The sequence below is a fragment of the Streptococcus sp. 400_SSPC genome (genome assembly GCF_001072745.1).
Lineage (GTDB): Bacteria > Bacillota > Bacilli > Lactobacillales > Streptococcaceae > Streptococcus > Streptococcus xiaochunlingii.
Map to the genome: position 1 here is coordinate 17,611 of NZ_JVIQ01000005.1, position 15,618 is coordinate 33,228.

Sequence of the window (15,618 nt, forward strand, 5' to 3'; positions counted from 1 at the left end):
ACTTATTTTATTGTGTCATCTGTTTTGCTTTTATTTCTTCTTCGTATTCAAAGATGCTTTTTGTTGATTCAGAATTTGACGGTAAACTTGTTGCACCTTCGCTTCACTTGGACGTTGACCACTAGCTCCCAATAATGTACGAACCGCTTCAACATTCAAACGTGGGTTTGATGCAAATTCTTTTTCAAACTGCTTGCGAAGTAGGTACATACCAGCCAACATTCCACCAAAGAAAGCAAGGATAATCAATAAAATTGTCAAAAATGTAGACATAAGTGTTTTTCTCCTAAATTCAATATTTACACATTTTCTATTATACCAAAAAGGCCCTATTTTTCAAAGTCAAAGCCATACAATGTTGCAAAGTAATCCTCTGGTTTTTCGGCCCGTCGAATGAGACGAGTTTGGCCCGATTCTTCTAATAAAATCTCCGCAGAGCGGAGCTTGGCATTGTACTGATAGCCCATGGAATAACCATGCGCTCCCGTATCATGGATGACCAAAAGATCCCCAATCTCAGAAACAGGAAATTCCCGGTTCTTGGCAAACTTGTCATTATTTTCACACAAACTACCAACAATATCTACTACTTCTGTCTCTCCATCTGGACGATCGAGATTAGTAATATGGTGGTAGGCCCCGTACATAGCGGGACGGAGGAGGTTGACAGCCGAAGCATCTACTCCTAGATAGGTCCGATAAGTCTGTTTCTTATGGGTGACATGGGTGATCAATAGGCCATGTGGTGCTAGCATAAAGCGGCCTAATTCTGTATAGATTTTCACTTGATCCAAGCCTGCTGGAACTAAAATGTCCTCGTAAGCCTTACGAACACCCTCCCCAATCACGGCAATATCATTTGGTTGGTCTTCTGGTTTGTAGTTCACTCCAACCCCACCAGAGAGATTGACAAAGTCCAAGGTAACCCCTGTCTTTTCAACCACTTCTACTGCCAACTGGAATAATTGCTTAGCCAATTCTGGATAGTAATCATTGGAGACGGTATTCGAAGCTAAGAGGGCATGGATCCCAAATCGTTTGACTCCTAAATCTTTCAACTCCGTAAATGCTTGGATTAATTGCTCCTTGGTCATGCCGAACTTAGCCTCTTCAGGATGGTCCATGATATCCGTTCCCAGTTCAAACACCCCTCCTGGATTATAGCGGCAAGAGATGACCTCCGGTAGTGTCGCAACAGATTGTAGAAAGGCTACATCTTCGTAAGCATCCAAGTTGATAGTCGCTCCTAGCTGACGGGCAAAGACCATCTCTTCAGCCGGTGTATTGTTGGAAGAAAACATAATTTCTTGGCCTGTAAACCCTAATTTTTGTGCCATCAGCAATTCTACATAACTGGCACAGTCCACGCCACAGCCTTCCTCTTTGAGGATTTTTAGGATGGCTGGATTAGGGGTCGCTTTGATAGCAAAATACTCCTTAAAGCCTGGATTCCAAGAAAAGGCTTGATGGAGAGCACGAGCTGTCTGCCGGATCCCAGCTTCATCATATAGGTGAAAGGGAGTTGGATAGGTTCCCATAATTTGTTTTAATTTTTCTCTGCTAATAAATGGACGTTTCATGTGAAGATTCTCTTTTCTATCAATTTTCTTTAGTATATCACAAGTTTTCCAACAAAAAAAGCCGGTTCCCCGGCTCTTTCTATTAATCGTTGCGTCCAAAAATACGTAAGATATTGATGAACAAGTTGATGAAATCAAGATAGAGTTCTAAAGCCAAAGCAACAACCCATCCATTGGTTGGCTGACCATTGGATTGTTCATAGACATAACGAATCTTTTGGTTATCCCAAGCAGTCAAACCTGCAAAGATGATAACACAAAGAATGCTAAGGACATAATCCATACCAGAGCTTTGTAAGAAGATGTTCGCAATTGAAGCAATGATAATACCAATCAAGGCTCCCATAAATGCTCGTCCCATTCCAGACAAGTCTTTTTTGGTCACACGACCAATGGCTGACATGATGAAGAACATCAAGGCACTAACGACGAAGGCTTTATAAACTGTCGCTTGAGCATAGCGTGCAATGATAAAACTCAAGGTAAAGCCATTCAGAGCTGAATAAGTTAAAAAGAGAGGCAAGGCCATGGGATTGTTTTTCACAGATTGTCTAGAAGCGACCAGGACCAAAATCAATTCAACAGCAATGGCAATATAGTAGACCATAGGAGCCTGAGTTAGAATATACATGAAGGTTTCTTGGAAAATGGTCATCATCAATGCTGAGACGACAGCAGAAACTCCAACTCCAACTCCGACTAAAGAATAAATTTTGCTATAAAAGCTATTAAGACCACTTTGTTCGTGGATAACGGTTTGTTGATTCATCATCAATCATTCCTTTCAAACTTAAATTATTATGATTTTAACATTTTTCGATGGAAAAGTCTCCTCTTTGACCACTTTTTTCTTATTGGTTCTGAGGCTTCTTTGAACGCCCAGTATTTATCGACCATGGTCACGAGGAAAGATTCTTTGTAGCGAGGTGGAGCAAGCGTCAAGCCCCACATATGTTTGAGGATGATGTCCTCTTCTTTTTTATTGAGGCTTGTTATCTTTTTGGCATTTCGGACAGCTATCCGAGGATGTACCCAGGCATGGCTCTTGTTAAATTTGACCTGCCGCCAATCGTAGTAAAAAAGATCGTGTAAGAGAGCTCCCCTTGCTGTACTTTTGGTATCCCAGCCCATCTTCTTAGAAATGCGGTAGCTGGTGTAGCTAACGTGAATGGAATGCTCCAAACGGTTGGAATGAATATGGTGGGGAATTTCCTTTAATTTTTGAAGCTTGGGATGCTGGATCAAATGTCCGACTTCAGCCATATATTCTTTGTCTTGTCGATACATGCGTCTCACCTCCTCTATCTGACTAACGCACTATTCTTCAATCATAGAAAAGATCAAAATCCCTGCAGCAACAGCGACATTCAGACTCTCTGCCTGACCTGGCATGGTGATATGAACCAGCTGATCTGCCTTCTCAGCCATCTGGTCACTAATACCTTGTCCTTCATTCCCCATGACCAGTACAAAAGCAGGGACTTTCTCCACTTGCTTATAGTCAATAGAATCCTGAGACAAGGTGGTCGCATAGATGGGTAGCTGACTTTCTTCAATGGCTGTTAAGAGTTGCTCTTTAGGCAGACGGATAACAGGAAGATGAAAATGACTCCCCTGCATAGAGCGCAAGGTTTTCATATTATACAAATCTGCTGATTGATCGGTTAGAAGCACCCCGTCAAAGCCTGCTGCGTCAGCAGTCCGAATCATGGTTCCGACATTTCCTGGATCTTGAACATCCTCTAACAATAAATACCGTCCTTGAGCCAGCTGAAGATGCTGGATTGGCTGTATCTTAATTTCTGCCACGATTCCTTGAGGGCTTTTGGAATCAGCAATTTCCGCTAAAACCTCAGGACTTACGACGGTCACCTTCGTATCTTTTTTGATCTTATCTACAAACTCTTCCAGAACAAAGACTTGTTCAATCGGAGCCTGATGATTGATAGCTTCTTCATAAAGATGCCAGCCTTCGATCAGGTAGGAGTCAATTCGGTATTTTTTTTGATGAAGTTTTTTAACTTTTTTGATCCCATTATTGGACTTAGAGGTTATAATATTCATAAGACTATTATACCACATTCACAGGAGGAGCTTCTCCGTCCTGAGTAGGAATTCAAGCACAAGGAGAACAAGCATGCAAAAAGTTGAAATGACGGCCCAAGGTCGAGTTCAAGGTGTTGGCTTCCGTTGGGGAGTTTATAGCTTAGCACTAGAAATTGGAGGCATTACAGGTCGGGTCTGGAACAATGATGATGGAACGGTCACTATCCTTGCCGCCTGCGAAGACAATGCCCTCATGGCCAAATTTATCCAAGAAATACGAAAAGGTCCTACTCCTTTTTCAAAGGTTTCTTATCTGGACGTCCATCTGGCAAACTTCGAACCCTACAAAGATTTTAAAATTTCAAATTAAGTCCAGAGAACTATTGTTAATTTGATAAAAAAACAGTAGAATAGAAAGGTATTATTTAAAATTAAAGGATTATAACTCGTGAAAAAATATAAACGTTATCTACTTGCTGCTCTCAGCTTGTCTGCCCTCCTCCTCTTAACAGGATGTGTCAGCATCGACAAGACAACCAAACAACCAACTGGTTTCGTCTGGAACCTCATTGGAAAACCGATGGGGGAAGCCATCAATTTCTTTGCGACAGATCTTGGCCTTGGCTTTGGACTGGGGATTATCTTAGTAACCGTAATCGTTCGAATCATCATCTTCCCTCTAGGTATTTATCAATCTTGGAAAGCAACCTACCAGTCTGAGAAGATGAACTACCTCAAACCAATCTTTGCGCCGATCCAAGAACGCATCAAAAATGCGGAGACTCAAGAAGAGAAATTATTGGCCAACTCTGAATTGATGGATGCTCAAAAAGCAAATGGTGTCAGCCCATTCGGCGGCATTGGCTGTTTGCCTTTGTTAATTCAAATGCCTTTCTTCTCTGCCCTTTATTTTGCAGCTCAATACACTCCTGGTATTAGCAAGGACTCTTTTCTTGGCATTGGTCTCGGTTCAAAAAGTCTTGCTTTAACCTTAGTTGTTGCTGTTCTTTACTACATTCAAAGTATGCTCTCTCTCCATGGTATCGAAGATGAAAACCAAAGAGAAACTATGAAGAAAACAGCTCTCGTAAGCCCTATTATGATTGCAGTCTTCTCTTTGATGGCACCAGCTGGTGTCACTCTCTACTGGGTAGTCGGTGGTTTCGTACAGATTATTCAACAATTTGTCATCAACTACCTCATCCGTCCAAGATTGCGCAAACAAGTTGCTGAGGAATATAAAAACAACCCTCCAAAAGCTCCAGCATCCAATGGACGTCGTGTAAAAAAAGATATCACACCTACTAATCCAACCAACGCTAAACGTTCCCTTCCAACTAACGGAAACAAAAAACGAAACGCTGGAAAACAACGCAACCGTAACTAACACTAGCAAAAAGGCCGAGATATCATCTCGGCTTTTCCATTACTACAAAAAAATGAGAGTGACTCACTCTCATTTTTTATTCTGTTTTTTCAACATTTAAGATTTTCACTTGGTAGCTTCCTGCTGGAGTTTCAATCGTCACAGTGTCCCCTGTTTTGTTACCAATTAAGGCATGACCGATTGGACTTTCATTTGAGATCTTACCAGCAAAAGCATCCGCTCCAGCTGAACCAACAATAATGTAAACATCTTCTTCGTCTTCGCCAATTTCTTGCACGGTAACTGTTTTTCCGATCGCTACTTCATCAACAGCGACAGCATCGCTGTCGACAATTTCAGCATAACGAATCTTTGTTTCTAGGCTGGAGATTTGCCCTTCAACAAAAGCCTGTTCGTCTTTAGCTGCTTCGTATTCACTGTTTTCCGAAAGGTCTCCGTAAGAACGAGCAATTTTAATCCGCTCTACAACTTCTGGACGACGAACTAATTTCAATTCTTCTAATTCTAGTTCTAACTTTTGCTTTTCAGCTAGGGTCATTGGATAGGTTTTTTCTGCCATATTTCATTCTCTTTTCTATTATTTTTTCGAACTAAAAAGGTGTGGCATGCCACATCCTCCTTAGTTTGAGCTGCTTTCTGTTAATTTGCTATTCACGTGTTCTTCCACGTTTTTAGTGTGTTCCTCATAAGTTTTTGCAAAATAGACTTCCCCAGTCTCTACATTTGCTACAAAGTAGAGGTAGTCTGTCTTGCTTGGGTTAACGGCTGCTTCAATTGCAGATACCCCTGGACTATCTACAGGACCAGGCATCAAACCAGTATTCTTGTAGATATTATAAGGTGAATCGATATTGGTGTCAATCGTTGCGTCTTCTTTTAGTGTCGTCTTCTTGCCTAATTGGCCTTGTGCGTACAAGATGGCAATATTACTTTGAAGAGGCATATCTTGATTCAAACGGTTATAAAAGACGCTTGCAATATCCTTGCGGTCTTTATCTGTAGCACCTTCTTTTTCAATCAAAGAAGCCAGCGTCAATGCCTCATTGACATCAATATTTTTAGCTTCCATAGTGTCATAGTAGGCTGAAAGATTTTGGTCCATTGCAGCTAACATCTGGTCTACAAGATCTTCCATTTTACTATCTTTTCCATAGCCATAAGTAGCTGGGAAGAGATATCCCTCCAAGCGGTAGCGTACGCCACTTTCTTTGGACGGCAAGGTTGCTAGTAACTTAGGATATTTGGCTACCATCTTTTCAATAAAAGCATCATCTTGGATGACTTTTAAGAATTCTTCTTGCGTATATGGAGTCTTGGCACCAGATTTGGAGCTTGCATCCACAGAGACAACTTTCGCGATTTGATCAATCGTGTAACCCTCAGGAATCGTAATTTTTCCTAAAACTGGTGGTTCTGGGGTTTTAGTCCCTTGCTCTTGCAATTTTTGAATAATGGTATCGAGATCCATACTCTTTTGTAGATTGAAATAACCGGATTGGAAGTTCCCATAATTCTTGAACTTGGTGTAATAGTTGAAGAACTGACCATTCTTAATCAAGCCTTTTTTCTCCAAAATAGTTCCAATTTCACGATTGCTAGAACCAGCAGGTATTTCAACGGTTACAAACTCTGTAGCCTTGGCATCCATGGCATTTAAGTTAGATTGAACATAGGTCACTGCAAAAATTCCAGTTGCAATTATTAAAACTAAAAGAATTCCTAAAACCGTCAAGACAATCCGCTTCGCAATAGTATTCTGTTTTTTCTTTTTCTGAACGCGTTGGTCACGATCCTTGCGCGAAACACTAGATACCGGTTTTTCTTTTCTCGAAACAGCTACAGGCTGACTTGAACTTTCTGCTTCTCGAGTTGGCTCTTCGATTGGTAGAAGGGTTTCTTCTTGGTTCTCTTCGGCTACTTCCTGAATTGCAGGGACCTCTGTAACCTCTGGCACTTCTACTCTTTCTACTTCCACTGGAATCTCTACGGTTTCCTGAACCTCAGACTCTTCTGACACAAGCTCTGGAAGCGTTCCTTCCATCTCGCCTTCTTTTTTTTCTGGAATAGAGATTTCTTGAACAGGTAAGTCATATTCTTTTTCAACCTGTAAAATCTGCTTATTGGCTTCTTCAAGATCACGGAGAATTCGCTCTTTAAAGCTTAATAATTTTTCATTCTCTTGTTGGTTATCAGTCAAATACTTGACCTCCCTTGTCATAATCCTTAATATTATATCTTAAAAGGGATAGAAAAGCAATAGGAACGAGGCTTGAGCGCCTCAAATCCTATTGATCAGTTACTTGATGGGACCTCCCATACTAAATCGTACCAAACTTCTCCAGCATAGTTAGAGTCCGAGCGTCCTTCGTTTACAAAGCCGTTCCTTTCATAATACTCAATCAAGTAATCATGACAGGTCAAACTAACCCCTTCCCGTCCTTCTTCTAAGGCAAGATTCTTCATGGCTTCAAGCAGGGCTTTCCCGACCCCTAAGCCTTGTGCAGACGGAGAAATCGAAAGACTCGTAAGGGTAATATAACCTCTTAATAGATGGGACTCGTCCTTTACGTCCAACGTAAAAGAACGGTCATCAACATATCGCTTTTGAGTAACTGGTCCTTCTAAATAGCCTAGGAGTTGGCCATCCTTGTCAGCGACTAAAAAGCTATTATTAAACGTTTCAATATGTTTTGCAAGCACCGTCTTATCTATTGCCTCTTCTGGACTAAAATTTTCCAGTTCTATGGCAACGATGGCTTCTAAATCCTTCATAGTTGCACGACGAATGTTCATTTTTCTTCCTTTCTATAGGGATAGGTGCCACATTAGGTGATAGCCCTCCACTCCTTCTTCCTTATCCCCTATCTCTAGTTGAAAATCATTCATTTCAAAATACGGAATCAACTCCTCTTGGCAGGTCACATGAATCCCTAACAAGGATTCTTGAGCTACAAGAGACTTGAGTGTGGCGAGTAGCAAGGTGCCAAACCCTTGTTTTCTAAAGTCTGGAAGAATTTCCAACCACAATAATTTTAAAGAGGGATTTTCGAACTGCTCCTCCATCTGAATCAGGCAACTTCCAATCACTTGCCCTTCAAATTCCAAGACCAGGGTTCTAAATCCATTCAGTTCTTGCTGATTCGCTCTTTGAAAAGAAAAATTTTGGGACGTGATCTGTTCGATCTCATCCCAATCATTTTCTTTAGCAAACCGAATCCTAACGCTTGGTTGCATGGTATCTCCCTATTGAACGTTATTGGTCAAGTTCCCAAGCAAACGTTCAAATGAATATTCATAGGTCTGGATATCTCCTGCTCCCATGAAGACATAAACGGCATTGTCATGATCCAAGAGTGGAGAAACATTTTCAGCTGTAATCACACCGGATTTCTTAATAATTTTCGCTTCTAGATCTTCGACTTTGACATCCCCATGATCCACTTCACGAGCTGATCCATAAATCTGTGCCAAGTACACCGCATCTGCCTGATTCAAGGCATCCGCAAACTCATCCAAGAGGGCAATCGTCCGAGTAAAGGTATGAGGTTGGAAGACCGCTACGATTTCCTTACTTGGGTATTTTTGACGGGCCGCATCCAAAGTGGCAATAATCTCAGTTGGATGGTGGGCAAAGTCATCAATGATGACGGTATCGTTGACAATCTTTTCTGTAAAGCGACGTTTGACCCCGCCAAATGTTTTTAAGTGTTCCCGAACCAAATCAAGATCGAATCCAGCGATATAAAGCAAACCAACGACCGCTGTTGCATTCATGATATTGTGACGTCCAAAGGATGGGATTTGGAATTGTCCCAAATCTTCTCCACGGAAGTGAACACTAAAGATTGATCCCGTAGTAGAACGCAAGAGATCACTGGCTACAAAATCATTACCTTCTTTTTCAAATCCATAGTAGTAAATCGGAGCCTTGGCTGTGATCCGACGAAGTTCAGGATCTTCACCATAGATGAACAAGGCTTTGGAAATTTGTTTGGCATAATCATTGAAGGCATTAAAGACATCTTCTAAGCCAGTAAAGTAATCAGGATGGTCAAAGTCAATATTGGTGATAATCGAATACTCTGGGTGGTAAGGCATAAAGTGACGTTCGTACTCGTCTGATTCAAAGACAAAGTACTTAGCACCTTTCGAACCACGACCAGTTCCATCCCCAATCAAATAGCTAGTATCTGTGATATTAGACAGAACATGAGACAAAATTCCTGTAGTAGAGGTTTTCCCATGAGCTCCTGCTACTCCCATGCTGACAAAATCACGCATAAATTCACCCAAGAATTCATGGTAGCGTTGATAGGTATAGCCTTGAGCATCTGCATAAGCAATCTCTACGTTGTTCTCAGGTTTAAAGGCATTCCCAGCGATTAAGATTTGATCTCCAGTAAGATTTTCTTCGCTGAATGGTAGGATAGTAATCCCTGCTTGCTCCAGACCTCTTTGGGTAAAGTAATATTTCTCTACATCAGATCCTTGTACAGTGTGTCCCATCTGATGGAGCATGAGTGCCAAGGCACTCATACCAGCTCCTTTTATTCCGATAAAATGAAATGTTTTTGACATAGTTTCTCCTCTCGCTAGTCCAGATTGGTCACATTGAGTTCTTGTTTAATGAGTCTCGTTGGAATGTTTTGTTGATCCTTGTTATAGATTTGACTCTTTTTCAAGAAATCATAATTATTTTTTTGGGGTTTCTCTTCTTGGTGGGATTCTTGAACTGGATGTTCCTCAGCACCTTCTAAAAGGATCAATTGCTCTTGTTTCAGTCTCTCGCCGTATTTGATCAATTCACCTGGGGTTTCTTTTCGAAATGGAGCTGTTGGCTTCACTTTTGGCATGAAAGAAGGGGTGAATTTCTTACGATTGGACTTAGATGCAATATCCGCCGTCAAATACGGAGCCGTCCGCTTCTTTTTCAAATCCGCACGCGCTTCTTCACGAGCTTCTTCTGCGTAGCGATTCGCCGGGCTCTTTTTATCAACAGGCTCCTTGAAATCAGGAGTCATTGGCTGCCTTCTTGACTTAGGCACTTCAAATGGTTTTTGAAGGGATTTTTGTAGATTTTTTTGATAAGGTTGCTCTGCTACCTTTCCAGTAGCAATTGGCTCCCATTCTAAATAGTTTTTATCTGTATACTCCCCAAGAATATTACTAATGAAGTCCCCATCATCATATAAATTCATATGGGGCATTTGAGTTAGCATCAATTCATCATCTGCTACTTGAGGAAAATGCTTATCCGTCATCCTATTTCTTCCTTTCGACACTCCATTAATTATAAACTATTCATTTTATTTTTCAAGTTATTCTACCGAAATACCCAAAATTTCCCGAATTTCTTCAATAGAAAGGCTGGAGCGCGTTTCGGTGCCATCTAATATGGTAGAAACTAAATGACGTTTGCTAGTCTGGAGCTCTTGAATTTTTTCTTCGATGGTCCCTCGAGTAATCATCCGGTAGACCTCAACATTCTTATCTTGTCCCATTCGATGGGCACGGCCAATGGCTTGATCTTCTACCGCAGGGTTCCACCATAGGTCAACCAAAATAACCGTGTCAGCACCCGTCAAATTCAAGCCAACTCCACCTGCTTTCAAGGAAATGAGAAAGGCATCCCCTTGACCGGAGTTAAAGGCGTTGGTCATATCTTGGCGCTCATTAGCTGGCGTAGATCCTGTGATTTTAAACGAAGTCATCTTCAGAGCATCCAACTCTTTTTCAATGATATCCAACATGCCCCTAAATTGTGAGAAGATCAACACTCGTTGGTTTCCATCTTTGATCTGCTCTAGCAATTCTCGAAGGCTATCCAGCTTCCCACTTTCTCCAGTATAGTCCTCTAAAAAGAGGGATGGAGTATCACAAATCTGACGAAGACGCATCAAACCAGATAAGATTTCCATCTTACTGCGATTGAGTTCCTCTTCAGAAGAGCTTAGAATGCGGTCTTGCATTTGCTTCAACTGGGCTAAATAGATCGTTTTTTGATCGTCAGCCAATTCATTCTTATAGGTCATCTCAATCAAATCTGGAAGCTCCTGCAAGACTTCACTTTTTTTCCGTCTCATGATAAAGGGCTTGACGTATTGAGAAATAGTCTCTGGACTCAATTGTTTAAATTCTTTTTTACCCGGAAACAAACCAGGAAGCACAATTTGGAAAATCGACCAGAGTTCCTCTACATGGTTTTCTATTGGCGTTCCCGACAAAGCAAAGGTATGAGGAACATCGAATTTCCGTAAGTATTGAGCAATCTTGGTTTGGGAATTTTTCATGACCTGGGCTTCATCCAAGATGAGGTATTGGTACTGATTTTTTTCGTATTGCTCTACGTCCTGGCGGAAGGAAGCGTAACTGGTAATCGCTACCTGAGGATTGCATGCAATCACCTCGTCGCGACTTGCTTTGAGGCCATAGATAACCTCCACTTCCATTTGTGGAGCAAACTTTTCGAACTCCTCTTTCCAATTATAGATTAGACTAGATGGAGCTAAGATCAAAATCTTAGAATCCGCTGTCGCAACACTTGAGAGAAAGGCAATGGTCTGGAGGGTCTTTCCAAGTCCCATATCATCTGCCAAAATCCCCCCAAAGCCATAGTGATTAAGCATGGATAGCCAGCGGACTCCGACTTCCTGATAATCTCGAAGTTTAGCTGTCACTTGCAACTCACCCAAAGGAAATTGTTCTGGATGAATCAAGTCATGAGCCAAGTGACGAAACTCTTCAGAAAATTGGACATTGTCAGCTGACTCAAATAACTGGGAGAGCTGGAAGGCTGCAATGCGATTGGTTTGTAACTGACCTGTTTTTGTCTTCTTTGCACGAAGATTCAATAAAGTCTGACTGATCCGCTTGGTTTCTTCATCAAAGATTAGAACTTTTCCTGATTGACTGATATAATAGTCATTCTTCTCAACCAAGGCACTCATCACTTGCTCAACCTCAGAGGGATCAATGGAGTCAAATTCAAAACCAATCTCAAGGAGACGACCACTGGTTTGAATGGCAATCTTTGGCTTTTCAACCTGATACAGATCTAACAACTTATCCGAAACTTCGACCTCTCCCAGTTCTTCAAACAAGGGAAGGGTCTGCTGAAAGAAGGGATAGATCTGCTTGGGAAGGAGAGGAGCTCGTTTTGTTTGAAATTGATTGGTAAAGCCAGCTGTCAAGATGGTTTCAAAAACCAAACGTTCCTTATCAAAATTACTGGAATAAGGCAGATCCTTAAGTTCTTTCTCAGAGCGAACGATACGGTCCTCGTAGACAAAAACTAGATCCAGCAGCACTTCTCCTTGCTCCGACAAATCAAAAGCAAAGTGAGGTTGAAAATCGTGAATATAGAAATTACTTGGTGCTTTCACCTCACCAATTTTCCTGAATTGCTCTAAGCTATAGGTTAATTTGGTCTGATCAGACAAATCAAATTGAACATGTCTTTTCTGATCACTGGAGAGGGGTAAACTCTGCACAGCCTCAATCAAAATCTTTTGAAGCGGTGATATTTGATAAAAATGGCCATTTGCCAAAAGAAAGCGACCTTCCACCATTTTATAGGAAGCCACTTGGACCTGTAGTTCGATAAACTCCTTCATTTCCACTACTTGGAAAGAAAACAAACCTGAATCTTCCTGGAGTTCTTGAAAGAATACTTCCTGATAGGTATCCAGTCCGACTTCAAGGGTAAAGGACGGTAGGTCCATCAATAATTGCACAGCTTCTTCAAAGAAACTCATTGGAAAGTAAAGATGACGACCCCCATTTGGAAAGAAGAGGGCATCATGCACCGTATCTCCCGATAACAAGCCTTCTAAGAATCGAATTAAGGCACGACTTTCAGGGTCAAAGGCTGCATAGGAAATCGGCTCGTAATAACTTTTTCCAATCGCAAAATGGGACTGTTTTCTGATAGCTTGCAAAAAAGCTACAACATCCCGCACCACATAAGTTCTCTCATCCGGTCTGCGATAGATACGAAGGGTCCACAAAAATTGACCGGAATAGTCGTCTACATGACCGGTTGCTGAGAGACCGAAACGGACTTCTTGGCTTTCAATTTTTGGTAGGACTTGATCTAAAAACAAGCTTCCAAAAGATACTTTTTCCTTTGTTTCTTGACTTTCTGTTGCATCTTGCTCCAAACCAAGCAAGAGTTCCTTCCCTTCTTCATCATTTTTTAAAAAGGCTTCTCCTGCGGCTAAATGCACACAGTATTTTTTCTTCTGGAAAAACTCACAACTACAAAAAATTGCTTGATCATCTAGACTATAACGGAGGGAGTCATTGTTAATTCTGAAATAGAGGTACTGATTCTTCATTTCCTGTAGGGAAACTTTCCCGTTTTCATAGAGAAGGATTCCTTCTGAACGGATTTTCCCAGGAATTAATTTTGCCATATTTACCACCTTATGTTTATCTCTTTATTATATCATATCCCCTCTAAAATAGAAAAAAAGACAAAGAATTGTAAAGAATTCAATGCCTGATTTTACTATCACCTACTCTGCTTTTTTCCATTCAAATTAAAGAAGAGGTATTCTTAGAAACTTCCCTTAGGTGAGTACGGAGGTTAGGTGAAATTATCCAGTGGATGATTTCAGCAATCCTGGAAGTTCCATGACTTAGTTTTGGACCTAAGGTTCCAAAACTCCCGAGTGCTAGAAACAATCTTGTTTCTAGCACTTTTCTCACGGCGGAAAGTTTCAGATCTACTTGAATGACTCCAAAAATAAAAGTCATTATTTGAAATATAGCTAGCTATTTTATGTTAAAAATGGTTTGTTTAGATTCTAAAAGGAACACCAAGTGTGTTCCTTTTATTTTACTCTCTTATAACCTTCTTTTTTGAGGTTCTTGATATGATCGGAATAATCGACCAGTTCTCCAATCGTTTTTTTCTCACCATTGGCTTTATTTAAGGCTTCAACATCTAAGTCTTGGTAGATGATCTTAGTATGAATCATCAACCCGTTCTCTTTCGTACGAGTCACATCTGTTGTATAGCCTGAAATTCCTTTTTTAGGATCAACAATTTCTTTTTTAATATATTCGAATTCAGAATCATCTTCAATATTTAAATTAAAATTATCAGCCCAAAACTCTTCAGAGATCATTTGATTGGATCTATGTCGAATCGTCACTCGAACAAGACTATCTGTATATTTTTTCTCGTAGGTCTCTTCTCTTTCAACGCTACAAGCTGTTAGTCCCAGAAATACAAAGAATGAGACAAGCAGCATGAGTCCTTGTTTCAAAATTTTCATAAACACCTACTTCCGTTTCCGAGCGATCAAATGGATTGGGGTCCCTTCAAAGACAAAGGCTTTCCGAATTTGATTTTCCAAGAAACGTAGGTAAGAGAAATGCATGAGCTCTTCTTCATTGACAAAGACCACAAAGGTTGGTGGCTTGGTAGCAACCTGAGTCGCATAGAAGATTTTTAGACGTTTTCCTTTATCTGTCGGGGTCGGATTAATGGCGATGGCATCCATAATAACATCGTTTAAGACAGCTGAAGGAATCCGTGTATTTTGGCTTTCACTGATCTGCTTGATCATATCTGGTAACTTGTGCAAGCGTTGTTTGGTCAAAGCAGAGACAAAGATAATAGGTGCATAAGATAAGTATTGGAATTGATCTCGAATATCATCTTCCCATTGCTTCATTGTGTGGTTATCCTTTTCAAGGGTATCCCACTTATTGACCACGATGATCATCCCTTTCCCAGCTTCATGGGCAAATCCGGCAATCCGCTTATCGTACTCGCGGATTCCTTCTTCTGCGTTCAAGACCATCAAGACCACATCCGAGCGATCGATAGCCCGCATAGCCCTCATCACAGAATATTTCTCTGTATTTTCATATACTTTACCAGATTTTCGCATTCCGGCTGTATCAATCATGGTGTACTCTTGGCCTTCTGCATCGGTGAAATGGGTGTCAATCGCATCCCGCGTAGTCCCTGCTACAGGACTGGCAATGACGCGGTCTTCCCCAAGGATGGCATTGATCAGACTAGATTTTCCGACATTTGGGCGGCCAATCAAGCTGAACTTAATGACATCTGGATTTTCTGGCTCCCGATCCGTCGGAAGGTTTTCAACAATAGCATCCAAGACATCCCCTGTACCAATCCCGTGCACAGATGACACTGGCAAGGGTTCTCCCAAGCCAAGAGCATAGAAATCATAGATGTCAGTTCGCATCTCTGGATTATCGACTTTATTGACTGCTAAAATGACTGGTTTATGGGTCTTGTAGAGCATCCGAGCCACATACTCATCTGCATCGGTAATCCCTTCTTTTCCAGATACGACAAAGACAATGACGTCTGCTTCATCCATGGCAATCTCCGCTTGGTGCTTGATTTGCTCCATGAAAGGTGCGTCCACGTCATCAATCCCGCCAGTATCAATAATACTAAATTGATGGTTGAGCCACTCAGCCGTTGCATAAATACGGTCCCGAGTAACCCCTTCGACATCCTCGACAATGGAAATCCGCTCACCGGCAATCCGGTTAAAGAGCGTTGACTTCCCGACATTTGGACGTCCTACAATGGCAACAGTAGGTAAAGCCATGGTGTCC

At 41.3% G+C, this 15,618-nt stretch carries 16 protein-coding genes; 2 read left to right on the top strand and 14 right to left on the bottom strand.

Features of this window, described 5'->3' with window-relative positions:
• Nucleotides 1-30: 30 nt before the first annotated feature.
• The 5 genes from ADH49_RS01190 to ADH49_RS01210 all read right to left on the bottom strand — a co-directional run bounded on the left by ADH49_RS01190 (nucleotide 31) and on the right by ADH49_RS01210 (nucleotide 3,644).
• Nucleotides 31-273 (bottom strand): YneF family protein, encoded by a 243-nt coding sequence (locus ADH49_RS01190; protein ID WP_006595782.1) that lies wholly within the window; start codon nucleotides 271-273, stop codon nucleotides 31-33.
• Nucleotides 274-329: 56 nt separating this feature from the next.
• Entirely contained in the window at nucleotides 330-1,580 is a 1,251-nt protein-coding gene (locus ADH49_RS01195) for a diaminopimelate decarboxylase (protein ID WP_048688317.1), read from the bottom strand.
• Nucleotides 1,581-1,662: 82 nt separating this feature from the next.
• Nucleotides 1,663-2,349: a Bax inhibitor-1/YccA family protein gene (locus ADH49_RS01200; protein WP_048688379.1), complete on the bottom strand. Its 687-nt coding sequence runs from the start codon at nucleotides 2,347-2,349 to the stop codon at nucleotides 1,663-1,665.
• A 29-nt stretch (nucleotides 2,350-2,378) separates the two neighbouring features.
• Entirely contained in the window at nucleotides 2,379-2,867 is a 489-nt protein-coding gene (locus tag ADH49_RS01205) for an HDIG domain-containing metalloprotein (RefSeq protein ID WP_048688318.1), read from the bottom strand.
• Nucleotides 2,868-2,897: 30 nt separating this feature from the next.
• The gene (locus ADH49_RS01210) at nucleotides 2,898-3,644 is read right to left on the bottom strand and encodes a TrmH family RNA methyltransferase (RefSeq protein WP_048688321.1); all 747 of its coding nucleotides are present in this window, start codon (nucleotides 3,642-3,644) and stop codon (nucleotides 2,898-2,900) included.
• Between the two features lie 73 nt (nucleotides 3,645-3,717).
• On the opposite strand from ADH49_RS01210, the gene ADH49_RS01215 reads away from it, so the two are divergent.
• Together ADH49_RS01215 and yidC are read left to right on the top strand one after the other, a co-directional pair.
• Nucleotides 3,718-3,996 (top strand): acylphosphatase, encoded by a 279-nt coding sequence (locus ADH49_RS01215; RefSeq protein WP_023024118.1) that lies wholly within the window; start codon nucleotides 3,718-3,720, stop codon nucleotides 3,994-3,996.
• Nucleotides 3,997-4,074: 78 nt separating this feature from the next.
• Entirely contained in the window at nucleotides 4,075-5,013 is a 939-nt protein-coding gene (gene yidC, locus ADH49_RS01220; RefSeq protein ID WP_048688323.1) for a membrane protein insertase YidC, read from the top strand.
• A 76-nt stretch (nucleotides 5,014-5,089) separates the two neighbouring features.
• Here yidC and greA read toward each other — a convergent pair whose 3' ends face one another.
• From greA to der, 9 genes are all read right to left on the bottom strand, one after another.
• Nucleotides 5,090-5,572 carry a transcription elongation factor GreA gene (gene greA / locus ADH49_RS01225; protein WP_048688326.1) on the bottom strand — a complete coding sequence of 161 codons (483 nt, stop codon included), beginning with the start codon at nucleotides 5,570-5,572 and terminating at the stop codon, nucleotides 5,090-5,092.
• Nucleotides 5,573-5,632: 60 nt separating this feature from the next.
• The gene (mltG, locus tag ADH49_RS01230) at nucleotides 5,633-7,231 is read right to left on the bottom strand and encodes an endolytic transglycosylase MltG (protein ID WP_048688329.1); all 1,599 of its coding nucleotides are present in this window, start codon (nucleotides 7,229-7,231) and stop codon (nucleotides 5,633-5,635) included.
• Between the two features lie 74 nt (nucleotides 7,232-7,305).
• A complete protein-coding gene (locus ADH49_RS01235) occupies nucleotides 7,306-7,806 on the bottom strand; it encodes a GNAT family N-acetyltransferase (protein WP_048688333.1) in 501 nt (166 codons plus the stop codon).
• A 12-nt stretch (nucleotides 7,807-7,818) separates the two neighbouring features.
• Nucleotides 7,819-8,247: a GNAT family N-acetyltransferase gene (locus ADH49_RS01240; RefSeq protein ID WP_048688336.1), complete on the bottom strand. Its 429-nt coding sequence runs from the start codon at nucleotides 8,245-8,247 to the stop codon at nucleotides 7,819-7,821.
• A 9-nt stretch (nucleotides 8,248-8,256) separates the two neighbouring features.
• Entirely contained in the window at nucleotides 8,257-9,591 is a 1,335-nt protein-coding gene (murC, locus tag ADH49_RS01245) for a UDP-N-acetylmuramate--L-alanine ligase (RefSeq protein WP_048688340.1), read from the bottom strand.
• 14 nt (nucleotides 9,592-9,605) lie between these two features.
• A complete protein-coding gene (locus ADH49_RS01250) occupies nucleotides 9,606-10,274 on the bottom strand; it encodes a hypothetical protein (protein WP_048688342.1) in 669 nt (222 codons plus the stop codon).
• 57 nt (nucleotides 10,275-10,331) lie between these two features.
• Entirely contained in the window at nucleotides 10,332-13,427 is a 3,096-nt protein-coding gene (locus ADH49_RS01255; protein ID WP_048688345.1) for a DEAD/DEAH box helicase, read from the bottom strand.
• Nucleotides 13,428-13,847: 420 nt separating this feature from the next.
• Nucleotides 13,848-14,294, bottom strand: coding sequence for a hypothetical protein (locus ADH49_RS01260; RefSeq protein WP_048688348.1), 447 nt, complete (start codon nucleotides 14,292-14,294; stop codon nucleotides 13,848-13,850).
• Between the two features lie 6 nt (nucleotides 14,295-14,300).
• The gene (der, locus tag ADH49_RS01265) at nucleotides 14,301-15,611 is read right to left on the bottom strand and encodes a ribosome biogenesis GTPase Der (RefSeq protein WP_006595767.1); all 1,311 of its coding nucleotides are present in this window, start codon (nucleotides 15,609-15,611) and stop codon (nucleotides 14,301-14,303) included.
• Nucleotides 15,612-15,618 lie beyond the last annotated feature (7 nt).